Annotated in this window: 17 protein-coding genes; 8 read left to right on the top strand and 9 right to left on the bottom strand. The window is 66.9% G+C overall.

What is annotated here, in order from left to right:
• Positions 1–14 precede the first annotated feature (14 nt).
• A complete protein-coding gene (locus tag KR541_RS13140) occupies positions 15–1394 on the top strand; it encodes an amino acid permease (protein ID WP_050017547.1) in 1380 nt (459 codons plus the stop codon).
• Between the two features lie 106 nt (positions 1395–1500).
• Here KR541_RS13140 and dut read toward each other — a convergent pair whose 3' ends face one another.
• The 5 genes from dut to KR541_RS13115 all read right to left on the bottom strand — a co-directional run bounded on the left by dut (position 1501) and on the right by KR541_RS13115 (position 7717).
• Positions 1501–1947, bottom strand: coding sequence for a dUTP diphosphatase (gene dut / locus KR541_RS13135; protein WP_050017546.1), 447 nt, complete (start codon positions 1945–1947; stop codon positions 1501–1503).
• A gap of 55 nt (positions 1948–2002) precedes the next feature.
• On the bottom strand, positions 2003–3214 hold the full coding sequence (gene coaBC / locus KR541_RS13130; RefSeq protein ID WP_050017545.1) for a bifunctional phosphopantothenoylcysteine decarboxylase/phosphopantothenate--cysteine ligase CoaBC: 1212 nt from the start codon (positions 3212–3214) through the stop codon (positions 2003–2005).
• A 67-nt stretch (positions 3215–3281) separates the two neighbouring features.
• Complete coding sequence (lspA, locus tag KR541_RS13125) at positions 3282–3782, bottom strand: signal peptidase II (RefSeq protein ID WP_050017544.1); 501 nt, start codon at positions 3780–3782, stop codon at positions 3282–3284.
• Positions 3783–3785: 3 nt separating this feature from the next.
• A complete protein-coding gene (gene ileS, locus KR541_RS13120) occupies positions 3786–6623 on the bottom strand; it encodes an isoleucine--tRNA ligase (RefSeq protein ID WP_050017543.1) in 2838 nt (945 codons plus the stop codon).
• Positions 6624–6724: 101 nt separating this feature from the next.
• Positions 6725–7717: a bifunctional riboflavin kinase/FAD synthetase gene (locus KR541_RS13115; protein WP_050017542.1), complete on the bottom strand. Its 993-nt coding sequence runs from the start codon at positions 7715–7717 to the stop codon at positions 6725–6727.
• 123 nt (positions 7718–7840) lie between these two features.
• Here KR541_RS13115 and purN point away from each other — a divergent pair, with 123 nt between their 5' ends.
• The 6 genes from purN to nadC all read left to right on the top strand — a co-directional run bounded on the left by purN (position 7841) and on the right by nadC (position 14722).
• Positions 7841–8503, top strand: a complete 663-nt coding sequence (gene purN, locus KR541_RS13110) for a phosphoribosylglycinamide formyltransferase (protein ID WP_006478038.1) — start codon at positions 7841–7843, stop codon at positions 8501–8503.
• Entirely contained in the window at positions 8500–9765 is a 1266-nt protein-coding gene (locus KR541_RS13105; RefSeq protein WP_050017541.1) for an RsmB/NOP family class I SAM-dependent RNA methyltransferase, read from the top strand. Before purN ends, KR541_RS13105 begins: the two co-directional genes overlap by 4 nt.
• An 18-nt stretch (positions 9766–9783) precedes the next feature.
• A complete protein-coding gene (locus KR541_RS13100) occupies positions 9784–11166 on the top strand; it encodes a mechanosensitive ion channel family protein (RefSeq protein WP_050017540.1) in 1383 nt (460 codons plus the stop codon).
• A gap of 215 nt (positions 11167–11381) precedes the next feature.
• Positions 11382–12578, top strand: coding sequence for a DesA family fatty acid desaturase (locus KR541_RS13095; RefSeq protein WP_050017539.1), 1197 nt, complete (start codon positions 11382–11384; stop codon positions 12576–12578).
• A gap of 129 nt (positions 12579–12707) precedes the next feature.
• On the top strand, positions 12708–13844 hold the full coding sequence (gene nadA / locus KR541_RS13090) for a quinolinate synthase NadA (protein ID WP_050017553.1): 1137 nt from the start codon (positions 12708–12710) through the stop codon (positions 13842–13844).
• Entirely contained in the window at positions 13841–14722 is an 882-nt protein-coding gene (gene nadC, locus KR541_RS13085) for a carboxylating nicotinate-nucleotide diphosphorylase (RefSeq protein ID WP_050017538.1), read from the top strand. The genes nadA and nadC overlap by 4 nt, the downstream gene beginning before the upstream one ends.
• Positions 14723–14818: 96 nt before the next feature.
• Here nadC and nadB read toward each other — a convergent pair whose 3' ends face one another.
• From nadB to radC, 4 genes are all read right to left on the bottom strand, one after another.
• Positions 14819–16405: an L-aspartate oxidase gene (nadB, locus tag KR541_RS13080; RefSeq protein ID WP_050017536.1), complete on the bottom strand. Its 1587-nt coding sequence runs from the start codon at positions 16403–16405 to the stop codon at positions 14819–14821.
• A gap of 160 nt (positions 16406–16565) precedes the next feature.
• The gene (gene rpmG, locus KR541_RS13075; RefSeq protein WP_006478046.1) at positions 16566–16733 is read right to left on the bottom strand and encodes a 50S ribosomal protein L33; all 168 of its coding nucleotides are present in this window, start codon (positions 16731–16733) and stop codon (positions 16566–16568) included.
• 17 nt (positions 16734–16750) lie between these two features.
• Complete coding sequence (rpmB, locus tag KR541_RS13070; protein WP_004186391.1) at positions 16751–16984, bottom strand: 50S ribosomal protein L28; 234 nt, start codon at positions 16982–16984, stop codon at positions 16751–16753.
• 238 nt (positions 16985–17222) lie between these two features.
• On the bottom strand, positions 17223–17996 hold the full coding sequence (radC, locus tag KR541_RS13065) for a RadC family protein (protein WP_050017535.1): 774 nt from the start codon (positions 17994–17996) through the stop codon (positions 17223–17225).
• A gap of 135 nt (positions 17997–18131) precedes the next feature.
• Between radC and KR541_RS13060 the strand changes: the two genes are divergently transcribed.
• On the top strand, positions 18132–18587 hold the full coding sequence (locus tag KR541_RS13060; RefSeq protein WP_069233031.1) for an FKBP-type peptidyl-prolyl cis-trans isomerase: 456 nt from the start codon (positions 18132–18134) through the stop codon (positions 18585–18587).
• Position 18588: the final 1 nt, after the last annotated feature.

The following is an 18588-nucleotide window of genomic DNA, read 5'->3' as shown; positions in this document are numbered from 1 at the left end:
GGAGTGGTAACGCAGTGACACGACAACAACGGTCGTTCGACGCTATCGTCGCGCGCGAACAAGGGCTGCGCCACGCGCTGACGTCGGGGCAGATGGCGATGATCGCGATCGGTGGCGCGATCGGCACGGGGCTGTTCCTCGGCAGCGGATTCGCGATCGGGCTCGCGGGCCCGAGCGTGCTGGTTTCGTATGCGATCGGTGCGCTGATTGCGCTGCTGCTGATGGGCGCGCTTGCGGAAATGACGGTCGCGCATCCGACGGCCGGCTCGTTCGGCGCCTATGCCGAGCATTACGTCGGCCCGCTCGCGGGCTTCCTGGTGCGCTATGCGTACTGGTTCGCGGTCGTGTTCGCGATCGGTACCGAGATCAGCGCGATCGCCGTGTTCATGAAGTACTGGTTCCCGGCCGTGCCCGGCTGGTACTGGGTGATCGGATTTTCCGCGCTGCTGATCGCCGTGAACCTCGCGAGCGTCACGCTGTACGGGACGGTCGAATACGCGTTCTCGCTGCTGAAGATCGCGGCGATCGTCGTGTTCATCGTGCTCGGCGCGTTTCTCGTGTGGTCGGCGCCGCCCGCATCGGGCATCGGTTTCGCGAACTACACCGCGCACGGCGGCTTCATGCCGAAGGGGCCGTGGGGCACCTGGGTCGCCGTGATCGTCGCGATCTTCAGCTACATGAGCATCGAGGCCGTCGCGATCGCGGCCGGCGAGGCGCGCGATCCGCAGCACGCGGTCACGCGCGCATTCCGCTCGACGGTGCTCCGGCTCGTGCTGTTCTACCTGCTGACGCTCGCGCTGATGCTCGCGATCGTGCCGTGGACGCAGGCCGGCACCGACGAAAGCCCGTTCGTGAAGGTGATGGCCGCGACGCACGTGCCGTATGCGGCGGGCGTGATCAACTTCGTGCTGCTGATCGCGGCGCTGTCGGCGATGAACAGCCAGCTCTACGTGACGACGCGGATGATGTTCAGCCTGTCGCGCGCGCAACTCGCGCCGGCGGTGTTCGGCCGGCTCGGCGCGAACGGCGTGCCGCGCGCCGCGCTGTGGATCTCGACGAGCGGCGTCGCGGTGGCGGCCGTGCTGGTCGCGCTCGCGCCCGATACCGCGTTCACGGTGATGATGGCGATCGCGATGTTCGGCGCGCTGTTCACGTGGCTGATGATCTTCGTCACGCACCTGCGGTTCCGTTCGCAGTATCGCGGCCCCGCGCTCGCGTTCCGGATGTGGGGGCACCCGTTCGGCAGCCTGGCCGGTGCGGGGCTCGTCGCGGCGATCCTGCTGACGACCCCTTTCACGCGCGAATTCCGGATGACGATGGTGGTCGGTGTCGTGTTCGTCGTGCTGCTGACGCTCGCCTACGCGTTGCACTACCGCCACCAGCACGCGCGCTGACCGCGGCGTCGCGAACCCGCGCCTGCGCGAATCGCGCAACCGGGCTGCACGTGGCGGTGCGCAAAAAGAAAAAGGGGCCGTGGCCCCTTTTTTCGTGCTGTGTGGCTCAGTGGCGGCCGGTGCTGCCGAACCCGCCTTCGCCGCGATCGCTCTCGGTGAATTCGTCGACGATGTTGAATTGCGCCTGCACGACCGGCACGATCACGAGCTGCGCGAGGCGTTCGAACGGGTTCAGCACGAATTCGGTCTGGCCGCGATTCCACGTCGACACCATCAACTGGCCCTGGTAGTCGGAGTCGATCAGGCCGACGAGGTTGCCGAGCACGATTCCGTGCTTGTGGCCGAGGCCCGAGCGCGGCAGGATCAGCGCCGCATAGCCGGGATCGGCGAGGTGGATCGCGAGGCCGGTCGGCACCAGCGTGGTTTCGCCCGGCTGCAGCGTGACCGGCGCGTCGAGGCATGCGCGCAGGTCGAGGCCGGCGCTGCCGGGGGTCGCGTAGGCGGGCAGGTAATCGCGCATGCGCGCGTCGAGAATCTTCAGGTCGAGTTTCATGCGGTCGTCGAATCGGTCGGGAAGGGCGCGGCGGCGTCTGCCGCCACGCAAGGGATCAGATCAGGCGGTTGTCCGGCAGGCGCTTCGCGATTTCGGCCACGAGCGTATGCGCGAGTTCGTCCTTGGGCGCGCGCGGCAGGCGCGTGAGGCCGGCCGCTTCGAACAACACGACTTCGTTGTCGTCGCGCCCGAACGTCAGCGGGCCGAGGTTGCCGACGAGCAGCGGCACGTTCTTGCGCTTGCGCTTCTCGTCGCCATGCACGTCGAGGTCGCCGCTTTCGGCCGCGAAGCCGACGCAGAACGGCGCATCGGGCAGCGCCGCGACCGATGCGAGGATGTCGGGGTTCTCGACGAACGCGAGCGCCGGCATCTTGCGGTCGGCCGTCTTCTTCATCTTGTGCTCGGCCGGCTGGTCGACGCGCCAGTCGGCGACTGCGGCCACCGCGATGAAGATGTCGGCATCGTTCACGGCATGCATCACCGCGTCATACATCTGCTGCGCGGTCTGCACGTCCTGGCGGGTCACGCCCCACGGCGTGTCGAGCGCGACCGGCCCGGCGACGAGATGCACGTCGGCGCCGGCCTGTTGCGCGGCGCGCGCGAGCGCGAACCCCATCTTGCCGCTGGAGCGGTTCGTCAGGCCGCGCACCGGGTCGAGCGGTTCGAATGTGGGCCCGGCCGTGATCAGCACGCGGCGGTGCGCGAGCACCTTCGGCGCGAAGTGCGCGACGATCGCTTCATAGATCGCCTCGGGTTCGAGCATGCGGCCGTCGCCGACTTCGCCGCAGGCCTGCGCGCCCGAATCCGGGCCGAGCACCGACACGCCGTCCGCGCGCAATTGCGCGGCGTTGCGTTGCGTGGCCGGGTTCTGCCACATCTGGCGGTTCATTGCGGGCACGACGAGCAGCGGACAGTCGCGCGCGACGCACAGCGTCGACAACAGATCGTCGGCGAACCCGTGCGCGAGCTTCGCGAGGAAATCCGTCGAGGCGGGCGCGATCACGATCGCGTCGGCTTCGCGCGACAGGTCGATGTGCGCCATGTTGTTGTCGATGCGCGCGTCCCACTGGCTCGTATAGACGGGCCGGCCCGACAGCGCCTGCATCGTGACGGGCGTGATGAACTGGGTGGCGGCGTCGGTCATCGCGACCTGCACGGTCGCGCCGGCCTTCACGAGCAGCCGCGTGAGTTCGGCGATCTTGTAGCAGGCGATGCCGCCCGTCAGGCCGAGAACGAGGTGTTTTCCTGCGAGTTCTGCGTGTGCCAACTCAGGCCTCCTGGGGTCAAACGGAACGGCCGGCGCGAAGCCGGCCGTCGACACGGAGTATGCGCGCTCAGCGCGCGCCGCGCACGCGCCGGAGCTCGTCGTAGATCAGCAGCACCGCGCCGACCGTGATCGCCGAATCGGCGAGGTTGAACGCCGGGAAGTGCCACGCGCCGACGTGAAAATCGAGGAAGTCGATCACGTGGCCGTAGACGAGCCGGTCGATCACGTTGCCGAGCGCGCCGCCGAGGATCAGCGCGAGCGACACGCTGAACAGCCGCTGGTGGCCGTGGCGCTTCAGCAGGAAGCAGATCACGAGCGTCGCGCCGACGCCGAGCGCGGTGAACGCCCAGCGCTGCCAGCCGCTCGCGGTCGACAGGAAGCCGAACGCAGCGCCGCGGTTGTACACCAGCACGAGGTTGAAGAACGACGTCAGCGCATGCTGCGCGCCGTACGCGAATGTCTTGAGGATCGCGATCTTCGACAGCTGGTCGAACAGGATCACGATCAGCGAAATGCCGAGCCAGGGCGCGAGCGCGCCGCTGGCCGGTTTCGACAGGGTCTTCGCCATAATTTAAGCAGCGCTCCGGATTTCGCCGTTTTCAAACAGGTTCGAGAAGCAGCGGCCGCACAGCGTCGGATGATCGGCGTGTGCGCCGACATCTTCACGGTAGTGCCAGCAGCGCTCGCACTTCTGGTACTTCGACGCGGCCACGTCGACGCTTTCCTGCGCTTCGTCGTCGACCTTCACGACGGTCGCCGCCGACGTGATCAGCACGAACTTGAGATCGTCGCCGAGGCTCGTCAGCGCGTCGTAGCGCGCGCCGCTCGCATGCACGGCCACTTCGGCCTGCAGCGACGAACCGATGCGGTTCGCGGTGCGCGCTTCCTCGAGCGCCTTCGTCACGTTGCCGCGCACGTCGCGCAGCAGCGCCCACTTGTCGATCAGCGCGGCCGAGCCGGCGACTTCCGGATACGCATAGTAGGTTTCCGTGAAAATCGTGTCGCTCGCCGGCTGGAACACCTTCCACGCTTCTTCCGCCGTGAACGACAGGAACGGCGCGAGCACGCGCAGCAGGCCGTGCGTCAGGTGATACAGCGCGGTTTGCGCGGAGCGGCGCGCGCGCGAATCGGCGGCGCTCGTGTACAGGCGATCCTTCAGCACGTCGAGGTAGAAGCCGCCGAGGTCTTCCGAGCAGTACGTCTGCAGCTTCGCGACGACCGGGTGGAATTCGTACTTCTCGTAGTGGCCGAGCAGTTCGGTCTGCAGTTGCTGCGAGAACGCGACCGCATAGCGGTCGATCTCGAGCCATTCGTCGGCCGGCACCGCGTGCTGCGCGAAATCGAAATCCGACAGGTTCGCGAGCAGGAAGCGCAGCGTGTTGCGGATGCGGCGATAGCCTTCCGTTACGCGCTTCAGGATTTCCTCGGAGATCGCGAGTTCGCCCGAGTAGTCGGTCGATGCGATCCACAGGCGGATGATTTCCGCGCCGAGACGGTTCGCGACTTCATGCGGGTCGATGCCGTTGCCGAGCGACTTGCTCATCTTGCGGCCTTCGCCGTCGACCGTGAAGCCGTGCGTGAGCAGGCCCTTGTACGGCGCGTGACCGTCGATCATCGATGCCGTCAGGAGCGACGAGTGGAACCAGCCGCGATGCTGGTCCGAGCCTTCGAGGTACAGGTCGGCCGGGAACTGCAGCTGATCCTTGTGCGAGCCGCGCAGCACGTGCCAGTGCGTCGTGCCCGAATCGAACCACACGTCGAGCGTGTCGCGGTTCTTTTCGTACAGGTTCGCGTCGTCGCCGATCAGCTCGCGCGGGTCGAGCGATTGCCACGCCTCGATGCCCGACTGCTCGACGCGCTTCGCGACTTCCTCGAGCAGCTCGAGCGTGCGCGGGTGCAGCTCGCCGGTTTCCTTGTGCACGAAGAACGCCATCGGCACGCCCCACTGGCGCTGGCGCGACAGCGTCCAGTCGGGACGGTTCGCGATCATGCTGAACAGGCGCTGCTTGCCCCACGACGGGTAGAACGCGGTCGCGTCGACGCCTTCGAGCGCCGTCTCGCGCAGCGTCTTGCCGCCGTCGCGCGGCGTCACGTCCATGCCGGCAAACCACTGCGACGTCGCGCGGTAGATGATCGGCGTCTTGTGGCGCCAGCAGTGCATGTAGCTGTGCGTGTACTTCTCGCTGCGCAGCAGCGAGCCGGCCGCGTTCAGCGCGTCGACGATCTTCGGGTTCGCGTCCCAGATCGACAGGCCGCCGAACAGCGGCAGCGATTCGATATAGCGGCCGTCGCCCATCACCGGGTTGATGAAGTCGGAATCGGTCATCCCGTGCGCCTTGCACGACTGGAAGTCCTCGATACCGTACGCGGGCGACGAGTGCACGACGCCGGTACCCGTGTCGGTCGTCACGTAGTCGCCGAGATAGACGGGCGCGGTGCGCTGGTAGCCGGGGTGGGCCGAGGCGAGCGGGTGGTGGAAGCGCAGGTTCGCGAGCTTCACGCCGGGCGCGGTCGCGACGACGCGGCCGGTCAGCTTGAAGTCGGCCATGCAGGCTTCGACGCGCTCTTGCGCAATGATCAGCAGCCCGCGCTCGGTGTCGACCAGCGCGTAGACGATTTCCGGATGGAGGTTCAGCGCCTGGTTGGCGGGAATCGTCCACGGCGTGGTGGTCCAGATCACGATGCCGCCGTCGGCGCGCGGCAGCGCCGGCAGGCCGAACGCGTGCGCGGTCTTTTCCGGTTCCGCGAACGCGAACATCACGTCGATCGTCGGGTCGGTGCGGTCCTTGTACTCGACTTCCGCTTCCGCGAGCGCCGAGCCGCAGTCGAAGCACCAGTTGACCGGCTTCAGCCCGCGGTACACGTAGCCCTTCTCGATGATCTTGCCGAGCGCGCGGATTTCTTCCGCCTCGTTCACGAAGTTCATCGTCTTGTACGGATTCGCCCAGTCGCCGAGCACGCCCAGGCGCTTGAAGCCGACCTTCTGCTTCTCGATCTGCTCGGTCGCGTACGCGCGCGCCTTGCTCATCACCTCGGCCGCCGGCAGCGACTTGCCGAACTGCTTCTCGATCTGGATCTCGATCGGCATCCCGTGGCAATCCCAGCCCGGCACGTACGGTGCGTCGAAGCCGGCCATGTTGCGCGACTTGACGACGATGTCCTTCAGGATCTTGTTGACGGCGTGGCCGAGGTGGATGTCGCCGTTCGCATACGGCGGGCCGTCGTGCAGGATGAACTTCGGCCGGCCCTGGCTGGCCGCGCGGATCTTCTCGTAGATGCCGCGCTCCTCCCACTCCTTGACCCACTGCGGCTCGCGCTTGGGCAGGTCGCCGCGCATCGGGAACGGCGTGTCGAGCAGGTTGACCGGATACTTGGCCTGCGGTTTCGAATCGGCTTTCTTGTTGCTCATGATGGGATCGCTATCTAAATCGGGGGACGCTCGGCGTCGTGAATCGGGTAGGCGCGCGACGGGGCGGCGCGAGGGTGCGGCGCGAGGCGCCGCCGTCCGGATCAGCTAATTCGGTCGGTAGCCGACGTCGCGAAGCCCGTCGCGCGGCTGCCCGGCGCACGGTCGCGTTCGACGAAATAAGCGCGTGCATTCGCGACGTCCAGCGCGATCGCGCGCGACAGCGCCTCGAGATCGTCGAACTTCGCCTCGTCGCGCAGCTTCTTCAGGAATTCGACACGGATCAGCTTGCCGTACGCATCGCCGTGCCAGTCGAGCAGGTGGACTTCAAGCAGCACGCGGCCCGAATCGTCGACGGTCGGGCGCAGCCCGAGGCTTGCGACGCCGGGCAGCGGCTCGGGGCCGAGGCCGTGCACCTGCACGACGAAGATGCCCGCGAGCGCCGGCCGCTTGTGCGCGATCGGCAGGTTCAGCGTCGGGAAGCCGAGGTCGCGGCCGAGCTTGAGGCCGTGCGCGACGTGGCCGCTGATCGCGTAGCCGTGGCCGAGCGCCTGCGCGGCCGCGTCGAGATCACCCGCGGCGAGCGCCGCGCGCACGCCGGAGCTGGAAATGCGCGTGCCGTCGCTGCCGGACACCGTGCCCATCTGTTCGACCTCGAAGCCGTGCAGCTCGCCGGCCGCCTTCAGCGTGTCGAAGGTGCCCGCGCGCTTCGCGCCGTAGCAGAAATCGTCACCGACCATCATCCAGCGCGCGTGCAGCCCGTTCACCAGCGTGCGCTCGACGAACGCCTGCGGCGACTGGCTCGCGAAGGTGTGGTTGAAGTGCTCGACGACGACGCGGTCGACCCCGTGGTCGCGCAATGCTTCCAGCTTGTCGCGCAGCATCGCGATGCGCGGCGGCGCGCCGGCCGGGTTGAAGAATTCGCGCGGGTGCGGCTCGAACGTCATCACGCACACGGGCAGGCCGCGTGCGTCCGCTGCCGCGCGCACGCGCGCGAGCAGGGCCTGGTGCCCGCGATGGACACCGTCGAAGTTGCCGATCGTCAACGCGCACGGGGCGCGGCTCTCGGCGTTGGGCAGGCCGCGGAAGACTTTCACGATAGCGGATGCAGCGTCGGGGGAATGGGCGGTGGGATGCCGCAAAGCAGAAGATTATAAACGTTCGGGCGGCCCGACGGCCGAGAAGGCGGGAAACGCGAAGGCGAATGGTAAAATTCGCGGATGAAAAAACTCGTGATCCTGATTTCCGGTCGCGGCAGCAACATGGAGGCCATCGTCCGCGCGTGCGCGCAGGAACGCTGGCCGGCCGAGATTGCCGCCGTGATCGCCAACCGGCCCGATGCGGCCGGGCTGGCTTTTGCCGCGTCGCACGGGGTGGCGACCGCGGTGGTCGACCACCGGTCGTTCGACGGCCGCGACAGCTTCGACGCGGCGCTCGCCGCCGAGATCGACCGTTTCGCGCCCGATCTCGTCGTCCTCGCCGGCTTCATGCGCATCCTCACGCCCGCATTCGTCAGACGATACGAAGGCCGGCTGCTGAACATTCATCCGTCGCTGCTGCCGAGCTTCAAGGGCATCCACACGCATCAGCAGGCGCTGGATGCCGGCGTCGCGCTGCATGGCGCGAGCGTGCATTTCGTCATTCCCGAGCTCGACAGCGGCGCGATCGTCGCGCAGGGCGCGGTGCCCGTGCGCGCCGGCGACGACGCGGCCGCGCTCGCGCGGCGCGTGCTGACGGTCGAGCACGTGCTGTATCCGCGCGCGGTGCGCTGGTTCGTCGAGGGGCGTTTGCGCCTCGAGGACGGCCGTGCAGTGGTCGCGCCCGAAGAGGCGCGCTGGATTTTCGCGGATCAACCGCAAACCGAAACGAGTGAGGGCGTATGAAGCTGCACGGATTCCTGATTGGCCAGACCGAAACCCTGCTCGCCGAGGTGCTGAAGTTCGCCGGCCCCGCCGACGCGACGACGAGCCGGTTCTTCCGCGCGCACCCGAAGCTCGGGCATGCCGAGCGCGGCGTGATCGCCGAGGCCGTGTTCGCGGTGCTGCGCCGGAAGATGGAGTTTTCGCATCTGGCCGAGAGCGGCACCGGCACGCCCGCGCGGCGCCTGACGCTGCTCGGCCTGATGCAGACGATGGGGCGCAATGCGCTGAAGCCGTTCCTGTCCGACACCGAGTCCGCATGGCTCGAGCACGTGTCGAAGATCGATCCGGCGAGCCTGCCCGTGCGCATTCGCACGAACCTGCCCGACTGGATTCACCAGGCGCTGTCGGCCCGCTTCGACGCGGACGAGCTTGCGCAGCTCGCCGCCGCGCTGAACTACCCGGCGCCGCTCGACCTGCGCGCCAACGCGCAGAAGGCGAGCCGCGACCAGGTGATCGAAGCGCTGCGCGTGAGCGGCATCGACGCGGGCGCGACGCCGTTCGCGCCGTTCGGCGTGCGCGTGGTCGGCAAGCCGGCGCTGACGCGCCTGAAGCTGTTCGAGGAAGGCGCGATCGAGGTGCAGGACGAAGGCAGCCAGCTGCTGTGCTCGCTGGTCGCGCCGCGGCGCGGCGAGATGGTCGTCGATTTCTGCGCGGGCGCGGGCGGCAAGACGCTCGCGCTCGGCGCGATGATGCGCTCGACCGGGCGCCTCTATGCGTTCGACATCTCGGAGAAGCGCCTCGCGAAGCTGAAGCCGCGCCTCGCGCGCAGCGGGCTGTCGAACGTGAACCCGGTGCTGATCGACAGCGAGCACGACGCGAAGATCAAGCGGCTCGCCGGCAAGATCGACCGCGTGCTGGTCGACGCGCCGTGCAGCGGCCTCGGCACGCTGCGCCGCAATCCGGACCTGAAGTGGCGCCAGACGCGCACCGCGATCGACGAGCTGACGCCGAAACAGGCGTCGATCCTCGCGAGCGCCGCGCGGCTCGTGAAGAAGGGCGGCCGGCTCGTCTACGCGACCTGCAGCGTGCTCGACGCCGAGAACGAGCGCATCGTCGAGCAGTTCCTCGCCGATCACCCCGAGTTCGTGCTGGTGCCGGCGCAGCAGGTGCTGGCCGACCAGCGCATCGAGCTCGAGACGGGCGACTACCTGTCGCTGTGGCCGCACCGTCATGCGACCGACGGCTTCTTCGCCGCGGTGCTCGAACGCCGCGCCGCGCAGTAACGACCGGCCGGACGGACGATGGAGAATCTGCAGAGCCGCCTGCTGTCGCACCGGCTGGAATCGGTGATTCGCGATTTCCACCAGCCGGTGATGATCTGGCAGGCGGCGATCCTCGTCGGTGCGCTGTGTTTTGCATGGGTGGCCGCGCGTTTCGTGCACGGCCGGATCGATGCGCGGCGGCGGGCGGCCGGGCGCGCGCCCGGCGCGGGTGCGCAGAGCCTGAAGCGTGCGCTGTTTCCGCTGTTCGGCAGCGTGTTCGTCGGCGGCGCGCAGCTCGCGTTCGAGCCGTTCATGTCGACGTCGCTGCTGTCGCTCGCGCTCGTGCCGCTGTTCGGCATCGGGCTGATCTACGTGCTGTTCTTCTTCGCGCGGCGCGTGTTCGCACGCGACGGCCACACGCACGCGTGGCTGTCGATCGTCGAGAAGATTGTGTCGACCGTCGTGTGGGCCGCGATGGTGATGACCGTGCTCGGCATCCAGCGCGACGTGCTCGGCTGGCTCGACAGCGTGCAGTTCCGGGTCGCGACCGCGCACCTCACGCTGCTGTCGGTGATCTCCGGCGCGCTGTGGGTGTGCGTGACGCTGATGGTCGCGATGTGGCTCGGCTCGGTGCTCGAGGATCGCCTGTCGCGCGCGAGCACGCTCGACGCCAACCTGAAGGTCGTGCTGTCGCGGGTCGGCCGCGCGCTGCTCGTGTTCGCGGCGATCCTGATCGGGCTGTCGCTCGTCGGCATCGACGTGACGGTGCTCGGCGTATTCGGCGGCGCGGTGGGCGTCGGCCTCGGCTTCGGGCTGCAAAAGATCGCGAGCAACTACGTGTCGGGTTTCATCATCCTGCTCGACCGCTCGTTGCGGCTCGGCGATGCGATCAGCGTCGGCGGGCTGCAGGGCGTCGTCACGCAGATCCGCACGCGCTACACGGTCGTGCGCGGCCTCGACGGCAACGAGACGCTGATCCCGAACGAGAAGCTGATCACCGACGTCGTGCAGAACCAGTCGTCGTACCTGACGCGCGGCTATGCGAAGGTCGCGGTGCAGGTCGCGTATACGAGCGACGTCGAGCAGGCACTCGCGTTGCTCGCTGACGCGGCGAAGGACGTGCCGCGCGTGCTGGCCGAGCCGGCGCCGACCCCGTACCTCGTGAGTTTCGGCGCGGACGGGATCGATCTGGAGCTCGGTTTCTGGATCGAGGATTCGGCGAAAGGCACGTCGGGCGTGCGCTCGAGCGTGAACCGCAACATCTGGCGGCTGTTCGGCGAGCACGGGATCTCGATTCCGTTTCCGCAGCGCGAAGTGCGCGTGGTCGGGCTGCCGGACGGCTTTCTCGCGGCGGGCGCGGCGGCCGGGCGCCCGCCGGCGGCGGCCAACGGTGCGCTGGACGGGCACGCGCCGCCGGCGTAGCGGGCGCGGGCGGTCAATCGTACCGATTCCGCGGCCGAAACCGGATCGCGGGGCTTTCCGAGTCCGCGCATGGACCGCGCGGATTGCGTCAGGGCAAGAAAATATTCATTTTTTACAAAGACTTGGAGCGGTTGAAGTAAAATTCTGGTCTACACGCGGTATGCTTTCATTCTTCTGACGCCAGCGTGGCGTCGCTCTCATCACGGGTAACTGCCTTGTTGAATTCTGTGCTCGATTTTCTTTCCCACGGGCTCCTGCATTTTTCGTGGTGGCAAGTCGCGTTGTTCGCGCTCGCCGTCACGCACGTCACGATCATCGGCGTGACCGTCTACCTGCACCGCTGCCAGGCGCACCGCGCGCTGGAGCTGCATCCGATCGCGAGCCACTTCTTCCGGTTCTGGCTCTGGATGACCACCGGCATGCTGACCGGCCAGTGGGCCGCGATTCACCGCAAGCACCACGCGAAGTGCGAGACCGAGGAAGATCCGCACAGCCCGCAGACGCGCGGCATCTGGAAGGTGTTCCTCGAGGGCGCCGAGTTGTACCGCGCGGAAGCGAAGAACGAAGAGACGATGCGCAAGTTCAGCCACGGCACGCCGAACGACTGGCTCGAGCGCAATGTGTACTCGAAGTACCCGATTCTCGGCATCAGCATGATGATGGTGACCGACGTCGCGCTGTTCGGCGTGCTCGGCCTGACCGTGTGGGCCGTGCAGATGGTCTGGATTCCGTTCTGGGCCGCTGGCGTCGTGAACGGCTTCGGTCACTTCTGGGGCTATCGCAACTTCAACTCGGCTGACGCGAGCACGAACCTGTTCCCGTGGGGCATCGTGATCGGCGGCGAGGAACTGCACAACAACCACCACACGTTCGCGACGTCGGCGAAGCTGTCGAACAAGTGGTACGAGTTCGACATCGGCTGGATGTACATTCGCATCATGTCGGCCTTCGGTCTCGCGAAGGTGAAGAAGGTCGCGCCGACGCCGCGCCTGAACAAGCCGAAGACGGTGCTCGATCAGGAAACGCTGCAGGCCGTGCTGTCGAACCGCTACGAAGTGATGGCGCGCTACGGCAAGGCCGTGAAGCGTGCGTACCGTCAGGAGCTCGCGCATCTGAAGGAACTCGGTTCGAGCGAGAAGTACCAGCTGATGCGCGGCGCGCGCAAATGGTTCCACAAGGACGCCGACGGCCTCGACGAGCCGCAGAAGAAGCTGCTGCCGGAAATCTTCGCGAACAGCCAGAAGCTGCATACGTACTTCCAGCTGCGCCAGGATCTCGCCGCGATCTGGGATCGTTCGACCGCATCGCGCGAACAGCTTCTCGCGCAATTGCAGGATTGGTGCCATCGCGCAGAACAAAGCGGCATCAAGGCGCTGCAGGAATTCGCGACACGCCTGCGTCGCTACGCCTGATTCGAAATCGATTAGAATCTCAGGACGTCACAAACCCCGCGTTGGCGGGGTTTTTTCATTTGGGCCGCTGGTTTTTGACGGATCGGCGGCGCCGGGATTGGTATGAGGTTTGGGGCAGGAGATATGGAGATGCAATCGACGATCAAACCCGTCGAGTACGACCGGCCCATCGCAACGGGGACCGTGTGTGGCGTCGGACAGGCATGGGCCAAGGTGCCCGACGCACCGTCCGCCGAGGAGCGCGCTGCGCTGAAGGCGCGCATCAAGGCGTTGCTCGCCCGTGAAAAGGCCGTGCTGGTCGCCCACTACTACGTGGATGCCGAACTGCAGGAGCTGGCCGACGAAACGGGCGGCTGCGTCGCGGATTCGCTCGAAATGGCCCGCTTCGGCCGCGATCACGACGCGCAGACGCTGGTCGTCGCCGGCGTGCGCTTCATGGGCGAAACCGCGAAGATCCTGAGCCCGAACAAGCGGATTCTGATGCCCGACCTCGACGCGACCTGTTCGCTCGACCTCGGCTGCCCGGTCGACGAATTCTCGGCGTTCTGCGATGCGCATCCGGACCGTACCGTCGTCGTCTACGCGAACACCAGCGCGGCCGTGAAGGCGCGCGCGGACTGGATGGTCACGTCGTCGATCGGTCTCGAGATCGTTGCCGACCTGCATGCGCGCGGCGAAAAGATCATCTGGGCGCCGGACCGCCATCTGGGCAGCTATATCCAGAAGAAAACCGGTGCCGACATGCTGCTGTGGCAGGGCTCGTGCCTCGTCCACGACGAGTTCAAGGGCATCGAGCTCGACCTGCTGCGCGCCGAATATCCGGACGCGAAGGTGCTCGTACATCCCGAGTCGCCGGAAAACGTCGTGGCGCAGGCCGATGTCGTCGGTTCGACCACGCAACTGATCGACGCGGCCGTCAAGTTCGACGCGAAACGCTTCATCGTCGCGACCGATCTCGGCATCCTGCACAAGATGCAGCTTGCCGCGCCCGGCAAGACCTTCATCGCCGCGCCGACGGCCGGCAACAGCGCGACCTGCAAGAGCTGCGCGCACTGCCCGTGGATGGCGATGAACGGACTCGCGAACCTCGCCGACGTGCTCGAACGCGGTCACAACGAGATCTTCGTCGATCCGGCGATCGGCGAGCGCGCGCGTTTGCCGATCGACCGGATGCTCGAATTCGCGGCTGCACACAAGAAGCGCGTGCAGGCGAGCGGCGACCTGCAGCGCGACCAGCAACTGTTCGCGAACGTGGGGCCCGCATGAGCAACGCCGTCTCCCCGCTGTTCGACGCCGTCCGCGCCCAATACGGCGCGGCATTCGACGAAGCGATCGCGCGCAACGTGGCCGATGCGATCGCCGAAGACGTCGGCCCCGGCGACCAGACCGGGCGCCTCGTGCCGGCCGGCGAGCGCCGCCGTGCGCGGATCATCGTGCGCGAGGAAGCCGTGCTGTGCGGCGTGCCGTGGTTCGAGGGCGTGATCGCCCGGATCGATCCGTCGATCGTCGTGCAATGGCGCTATCGCGAAGGCGACCGGATGACGCCGGATTCGACCGTGTGCGAACTCGAAGGGCCGGCGCGCGCGCTGCTGACGGCCGAGCGCAACGGGCTGAACTTCCTGCAGTTGCTGTCGGGTGTCGCGACCGCGACGCGCCGTTACGTCGATCGCGTCGAAGGCACGCGCGCGAAGATCCTCGACACGCGCAAGACGCTGCCGGGGCTGCGGCTCGCACAGAAGTACGCGGTGCGCGTGGGCGGCGGTGAGAACCAGCGTCTCGCGCTGTACGACGGCATCCTGATCAAGGAGAACCACATCGCGGCGGCAGGCGGTGTCGGCGAGGCGCTCGACGCGGCGTTCGCGCTGGAGTCGGGCGTGCCGGTGCAGGTCGAAGTCGAGACGCTCGCGCAGCTCGACACGGCGCTCGCGCATCGCGCGCAGTCGGTGCTGCTCGACAACTTCACGCTCGACATGATGCGCGAAGCGGTGCGCGTGACGGCGGCCAGGGCCGTGCTCGAAGTGTCGGGCGGCGTCAATTTCGATACGGTGCGTGCGTTCGCGGAGACGGGCGTCGATCGTATCTCGATCGGCGCGCTGACGAAGGACGTGCGGGCGACCGACTATTCGATGCGGATCGTCGACTGACCGAAACGCGTTCGTCAGACAAAAAGCCGTTGGCGCGCACACGCCAACGGCTTTTTTCTTGGGCTGCGGTCGCCGCCGGGAAGGGCAGCGCGCCGCTCAGCGGCGCGAGCGCGGCGTGAGCACGCTCGGCAGCGCCTTCGGCAGCGTATGCGGCCAGTCGCGGCTGTAGTGCAGCCCGCGGCTTTCGCGGCGCGAGTACGCGCTTTTCACGATCAGCGTGGCCACGTCGACGAGGTTGCGCAGTTCGAGCAGATCGCGCGTCACGCGGAAATTCGCGTAGTACTCGTGGATCTCGTCGCGCAGCAGCGACAGCCGGTGCTTCGCGCGCTCGAGGCGCTTGTCGGTGCGCACGATGCCGACGTAGTTCCACATCAGGCGGCGCAGTTCGTCCCAGTTGTGGGCCACGACGACTTCCTCGTCCGCATCCGACACGCGGCTTTCGTCCCATGCGGGCAGTGCGGTGGGCGTTTGGGCGTCGAAGCCGGCCGCTTCGATCGCCTCGGCCGCCGCGCGGCCGATCACGAGGCATTCGAGCAGCGAGTTGCTCGCGAGCCGGTTCGCGCCGTGCAGCCCCGTATACGACGTTTCGCCGACCGCATACAGGCCGGCGAGATCGGTGCGCCCCGCGAGATCGGTGACGACGCCGCCGCACGTATAGTGCGCGGCCGGCACGACGGGGATCGGTTGTTTCGCGATGTCGATGCCGAATTCGAGGCAGCGCGCATGAATCGTCGGGAAATGTTCGCGCAGGAACGCTTCCGGCTGATGGCTGATGTCGAGATACACGCAGTCGATCCCGCGCTTCTTGATCTCGAAGTCGATCGCGCGTGCGACGATGTCGCGCGGCGCGAGCTCGGCGCGCGGATCGTGTGCGGGCATGAAGCGCGTGCCGTCGGGCAGCTTCAGCAGGCCGCCTTCGCCGCGCACGGCTTCCGAAATCAGGAACGACTTCGCGTACGGATGGAACAGGCAGGTCGGGTGGAACTGGATGAATTCCATGTTCGACACGCGGCAGCCTGCCCGCCATGCCATCGCGATGCCGTCGCCGGTCGCGGTGTCGGGGTTCGTCGTGTACAGGTAGACCTTGCCCGCGCCGCCGGTGGCGAGCACCGTATGCGGCGCCTCGATCGTGATCGTGCGGTCGTGGTCGACGTCGAGCGCATACAGGCCATGACAGCGGCGGCCGGGCAGGCCGAGCCGGTCCGACGTGATCAGGTCGATCGCGTGGTGGTTTTCGAAGAACGTGATGTTCGGATGCTGGCGCGCGCGCGCCGACAGCGTCGCGAGCACCGCATGGCCGGTCGCATCGGCCGCATGGATGATCCGGCGGTGACTGTGGCCGCCTTCGCGCGTAAGGTGAAAGCCGAGTTCGGCCGCGTCGTCCTTCGTGAACGGCACGCCTTGCGAGATCAGCCATTCGATCGCTTCGCGGCCGTGCTCGACGATGTAGCGCGTCGCGCCTTCGTCGCACAGCCCGCCACCGGCGACCAGCGTGTCGTCGACGTGGTTCTCGATGCTGTCCGCCGAGTCGAGGACCGCCGCGATGCCGCCCTGCGCGTGATCGCTTGCCCCCTCCATCATCGAACGTTTCGCGATCAGCGCGACACGTCGCGTGCTGGCCAGGTTGAGTGCGACCGACAGCCCTGCCAGGCCGCTGCCGACGATCGCCACGTCGAATTTCATGCTGCATCTCCATCGTTACGCTTTTTGATCTTGCGTTCCGTCGGTCGTCGCCGCGGAAAGGGGAGAGCATACCGCGTCGGGCGCGAGCGCGCGCGCCAAAACAAAAAGCCCCGCAGGGGCGGGGCTTTTCGGTCGCCGTCAGGCTGGCAGAAACCGGAGATTACTTGATCTTGGTTTCTTTGTATTCCACATGCTTGCGGACGACGGGATCGAACTTCTTGATCGCCATCTTTTCCGGCATGTTGCGCTTGTTCTTCGTGGTCGTGTAGAAGTGACCCGTACCAGCGGTCGACTCAAGCTTGATCTTGTCGCGGGCGCCTTTTGCCATGATTCTGCTCCTTGGGCTTAGGCTTCGCCGCGTGCGCGCAGGTCAGCGAGCACGGAATCGATGCCGTTCTTGTCGATCAGGCGCAGACCGGCGTTCGAGACGCGCAGACGCACCCAGCGGTTTTCGCTCTCAACCCAGAACCGGCGGTTTTGCAGGTTCGGGAGGAAGCGGCGCTTCGTCTTGTTGTTGGCGTGGGAAACGTTGTTGCCGCTCATCGGCGCTTTCCCAGTTACTTGGCATACGCGTGCCATGAGAGCACTCCTAATACGCTAAATTCGGGGTTCGATCGCCGGTGAAGGTTCCATCGCACCGCCACGTGATCCATGGCTGCACTCAGAACGCCGTAGCCCTTACAGACAAGGCCCTTCGATGGCTAGAACTGGTTGGAAAAAAGACAGACGGCGATTCTAGCAGAAAAAGTTCAGAAAAATCAAACCTAATTTCGCTTCGCCGTTGCGGCGCCCTGGGGAAGGGCCGCCGCGCCACAGTCTACAGCCAACCGGCCCGTGCGAACGAAAAAGTATCGCTGACGCCGACGACGACGTGATCGAGCAGCCGCACGTCGACGAGCTCGAGCGCGTCCTTCAGCACGCGGGTCAGGCGGCGGTCTTCCGCGCTCGGCTGCACCGCGCCCGACGGATGGTTGTGCGCGACGATCAGCGCGGCGGCGTTCTGTTTCATCGCCTGCCGCACGATCTCGCGCGGGTAGACGGCCATGCGCGTGAGCGAGCCGCGCGCGATTTCCTCGATGTCGATCATGCGGTTGCGGGCGTCCAGGTAGACCGCGACGAACACTTCGTGCGGGAGCGTGCCGATCTTCATGCGCAGGCAATCCTCGACGGCGCCGGGCGAATCGATCTGCATGCCGTCCCGTGCTTTTTCCTCCAGCATGCGCCGGGCGATCTCGGTGACCGCGACCAGCCGCGCGGAGCGCGCGGGGCCGATGCCGGGGTGCGCCTCGAAATCGTCGGCGCCCGCTTCGAGCAATCCGCGCAGCGACTTGTATTGATCGATCAGTTCGCGGGCGATGACGAAGACGTCGTGACCGGGCTTGCCGGTGCCGAGCAGCAGCGCGATCAGCTCGTCGTCGGTCAGCGCGGCCGGCCCGCGCTCCAGCAGTCGTTCGCGCGGCCGCTCGGGCCGCCAGTCGGCCGGGCGGCGCTTGCGCCGGTTGATCGGGATGACGCGGGCCGGCGAATCGGCCGGCGCGTCGGCGGTGTCGCGGCATTCGGCCGACGGCAGGATGAGGCAGGGTGATGGCATGGTCTGAACTCCATTGGCGGCGGGCGGCATGCGCGACGTCGTCGCACTTTCCGCCTTGCACGCTCAGGTGACTTACAATATTGGCTTTGCGCCGGGCCATTCGGCCGTAGCGGGCGCCGACCGAACGAGTAATTCATGAGCCTCATCGATCTATCCGAAGTGAAGCCCGGTTCCCACGTCACGTTGCATTACCGGCTCGCACTGGCCGACGGCGCCGACATCGTCAACACCTTCTCGGACAAGCCGGCCACGCTGTTGCTGGGAGCGGGGCAACTGGCGCCGTCGCTGGAACAGATTCTGCTCGGGCTCCGGGTCGGCGACCACTCGACTTTTCAGCTAGCGCCCGAGCAGGGGTTCGGTCCCCGCAATCCCGACATGCTCCAGCGCGTGACGCTGTCGACGCTGCGCGAGAACGGGATGGTCGGCGACGACTTCACGCCGGGCGAACTCATCGAGTTCAACGCACCGGATGGCGGTCGCTACGCGGGGGTGCTGAAGGAAGTCAGCGAGACCTCGGCGCTGTTCGACTTCAACCATCCGCTCGCGGGCCAGGCGCTCACGTTCGAAGTGAAAATCATCGGAATCCTGTAAT

This window comes from Burkholderia sola, assembly GCF_905400185.1.
Classification (GTDB): domain Bacteria; phylum Pseudomonadota; class Gammaproteobacteria; order Burkholderiales; family Burkholderiaceae; genus Burkholderia; species Burkholderia sola.
The sequence above is the reverse complement of the archived record's forward strand: the minus strand, read 5'-3'. Positions and strand labels throughout refer to the sequence as shown.

Coding starts and splice junctions, on each gene's coding strand:
- dut (WP_050017546.1), bottom strand. CDS start 1,947: ATGAAACTCGACCTGAAGATTCTCGACGCGCGCATGCGCGATTACCTG.
- lspA (WP_050017544.1), bottom strand. CDS start 3,782: ATGGCGAAGACCCTGTCGAAACCGGCCAGCGGCGCGCTCGCGCCCTGG.
- ileS (WP_050017543.1), bottom strand. CDS start 6,623: ATGAGCAACAAGAAAGCCGATTCGAAACCGCAGGCCAAGTATCCGGTC.
- purN (WP_006478038.1), top strand. CDS start 7,841: ATGAAAAAACTCGTGATCCTGATTTCCGGTCGCGGCAGCAACATGGAG.
- KR541_RS13105 (WP_050017541.1), top strand. CDS start 8,500: ATGAAGCTGCACGGATTCCTGATTGGCCAGACCGAAACCCTGCTCGCC.
- KR541_RS13100 (WP_050017540.1), top strand. CDS start 9,784: ATGGAGAATCTGCAGAGCCGCCTGCTGTCGCACCGGCTGGAATCGGTG.
- nadA (WP_050017553.1), top strand. CDS start 12,708: ATGCAATCGACGATCAAACCCGTCGAGTACGACCGGCCCATCGCAACG.
- nadC (WP_050017538.1), top strand. CDS start 13,841: ATGAGCAACGCCGTCTCCCCGCTGTTCGACGCCGTCCGCGCCCAATAC.
- nadB (WP_050017536.1), bottom strand. CDS start 16,405: ATGAAATTCGACGTGGCGATCGTCGGCAGCGGCCTGGCAGGGCTGTCG.
- rpmG (WP_006478046.1), bottom strand. CDS start 16,733: ATGGCAAAAGGCGCCCGCGACAAGATCAAGCTTGAGTCGACCGCTGGT.
- rpmB (WP_004186391.1), bottom strand. CDS start 16,984: ATGGCACGCGTATGCCAAGTAACTGGGAAAGCGCCGATGAGCGGCAAC.
- radC (WP_050017535.1), bottom strand. CDS start 17,996: ATGCCATCACCCTGCCTCATCCTGCCGTCGGCCGAATGCCGCGACACC.
- KR541_RS13060 (WP_069233031.1), top strand. CDS start 18,132: ATGAGCCTCATCGATCTATCCGAAGTGAAGCCCGGTTCCCACGTCACG.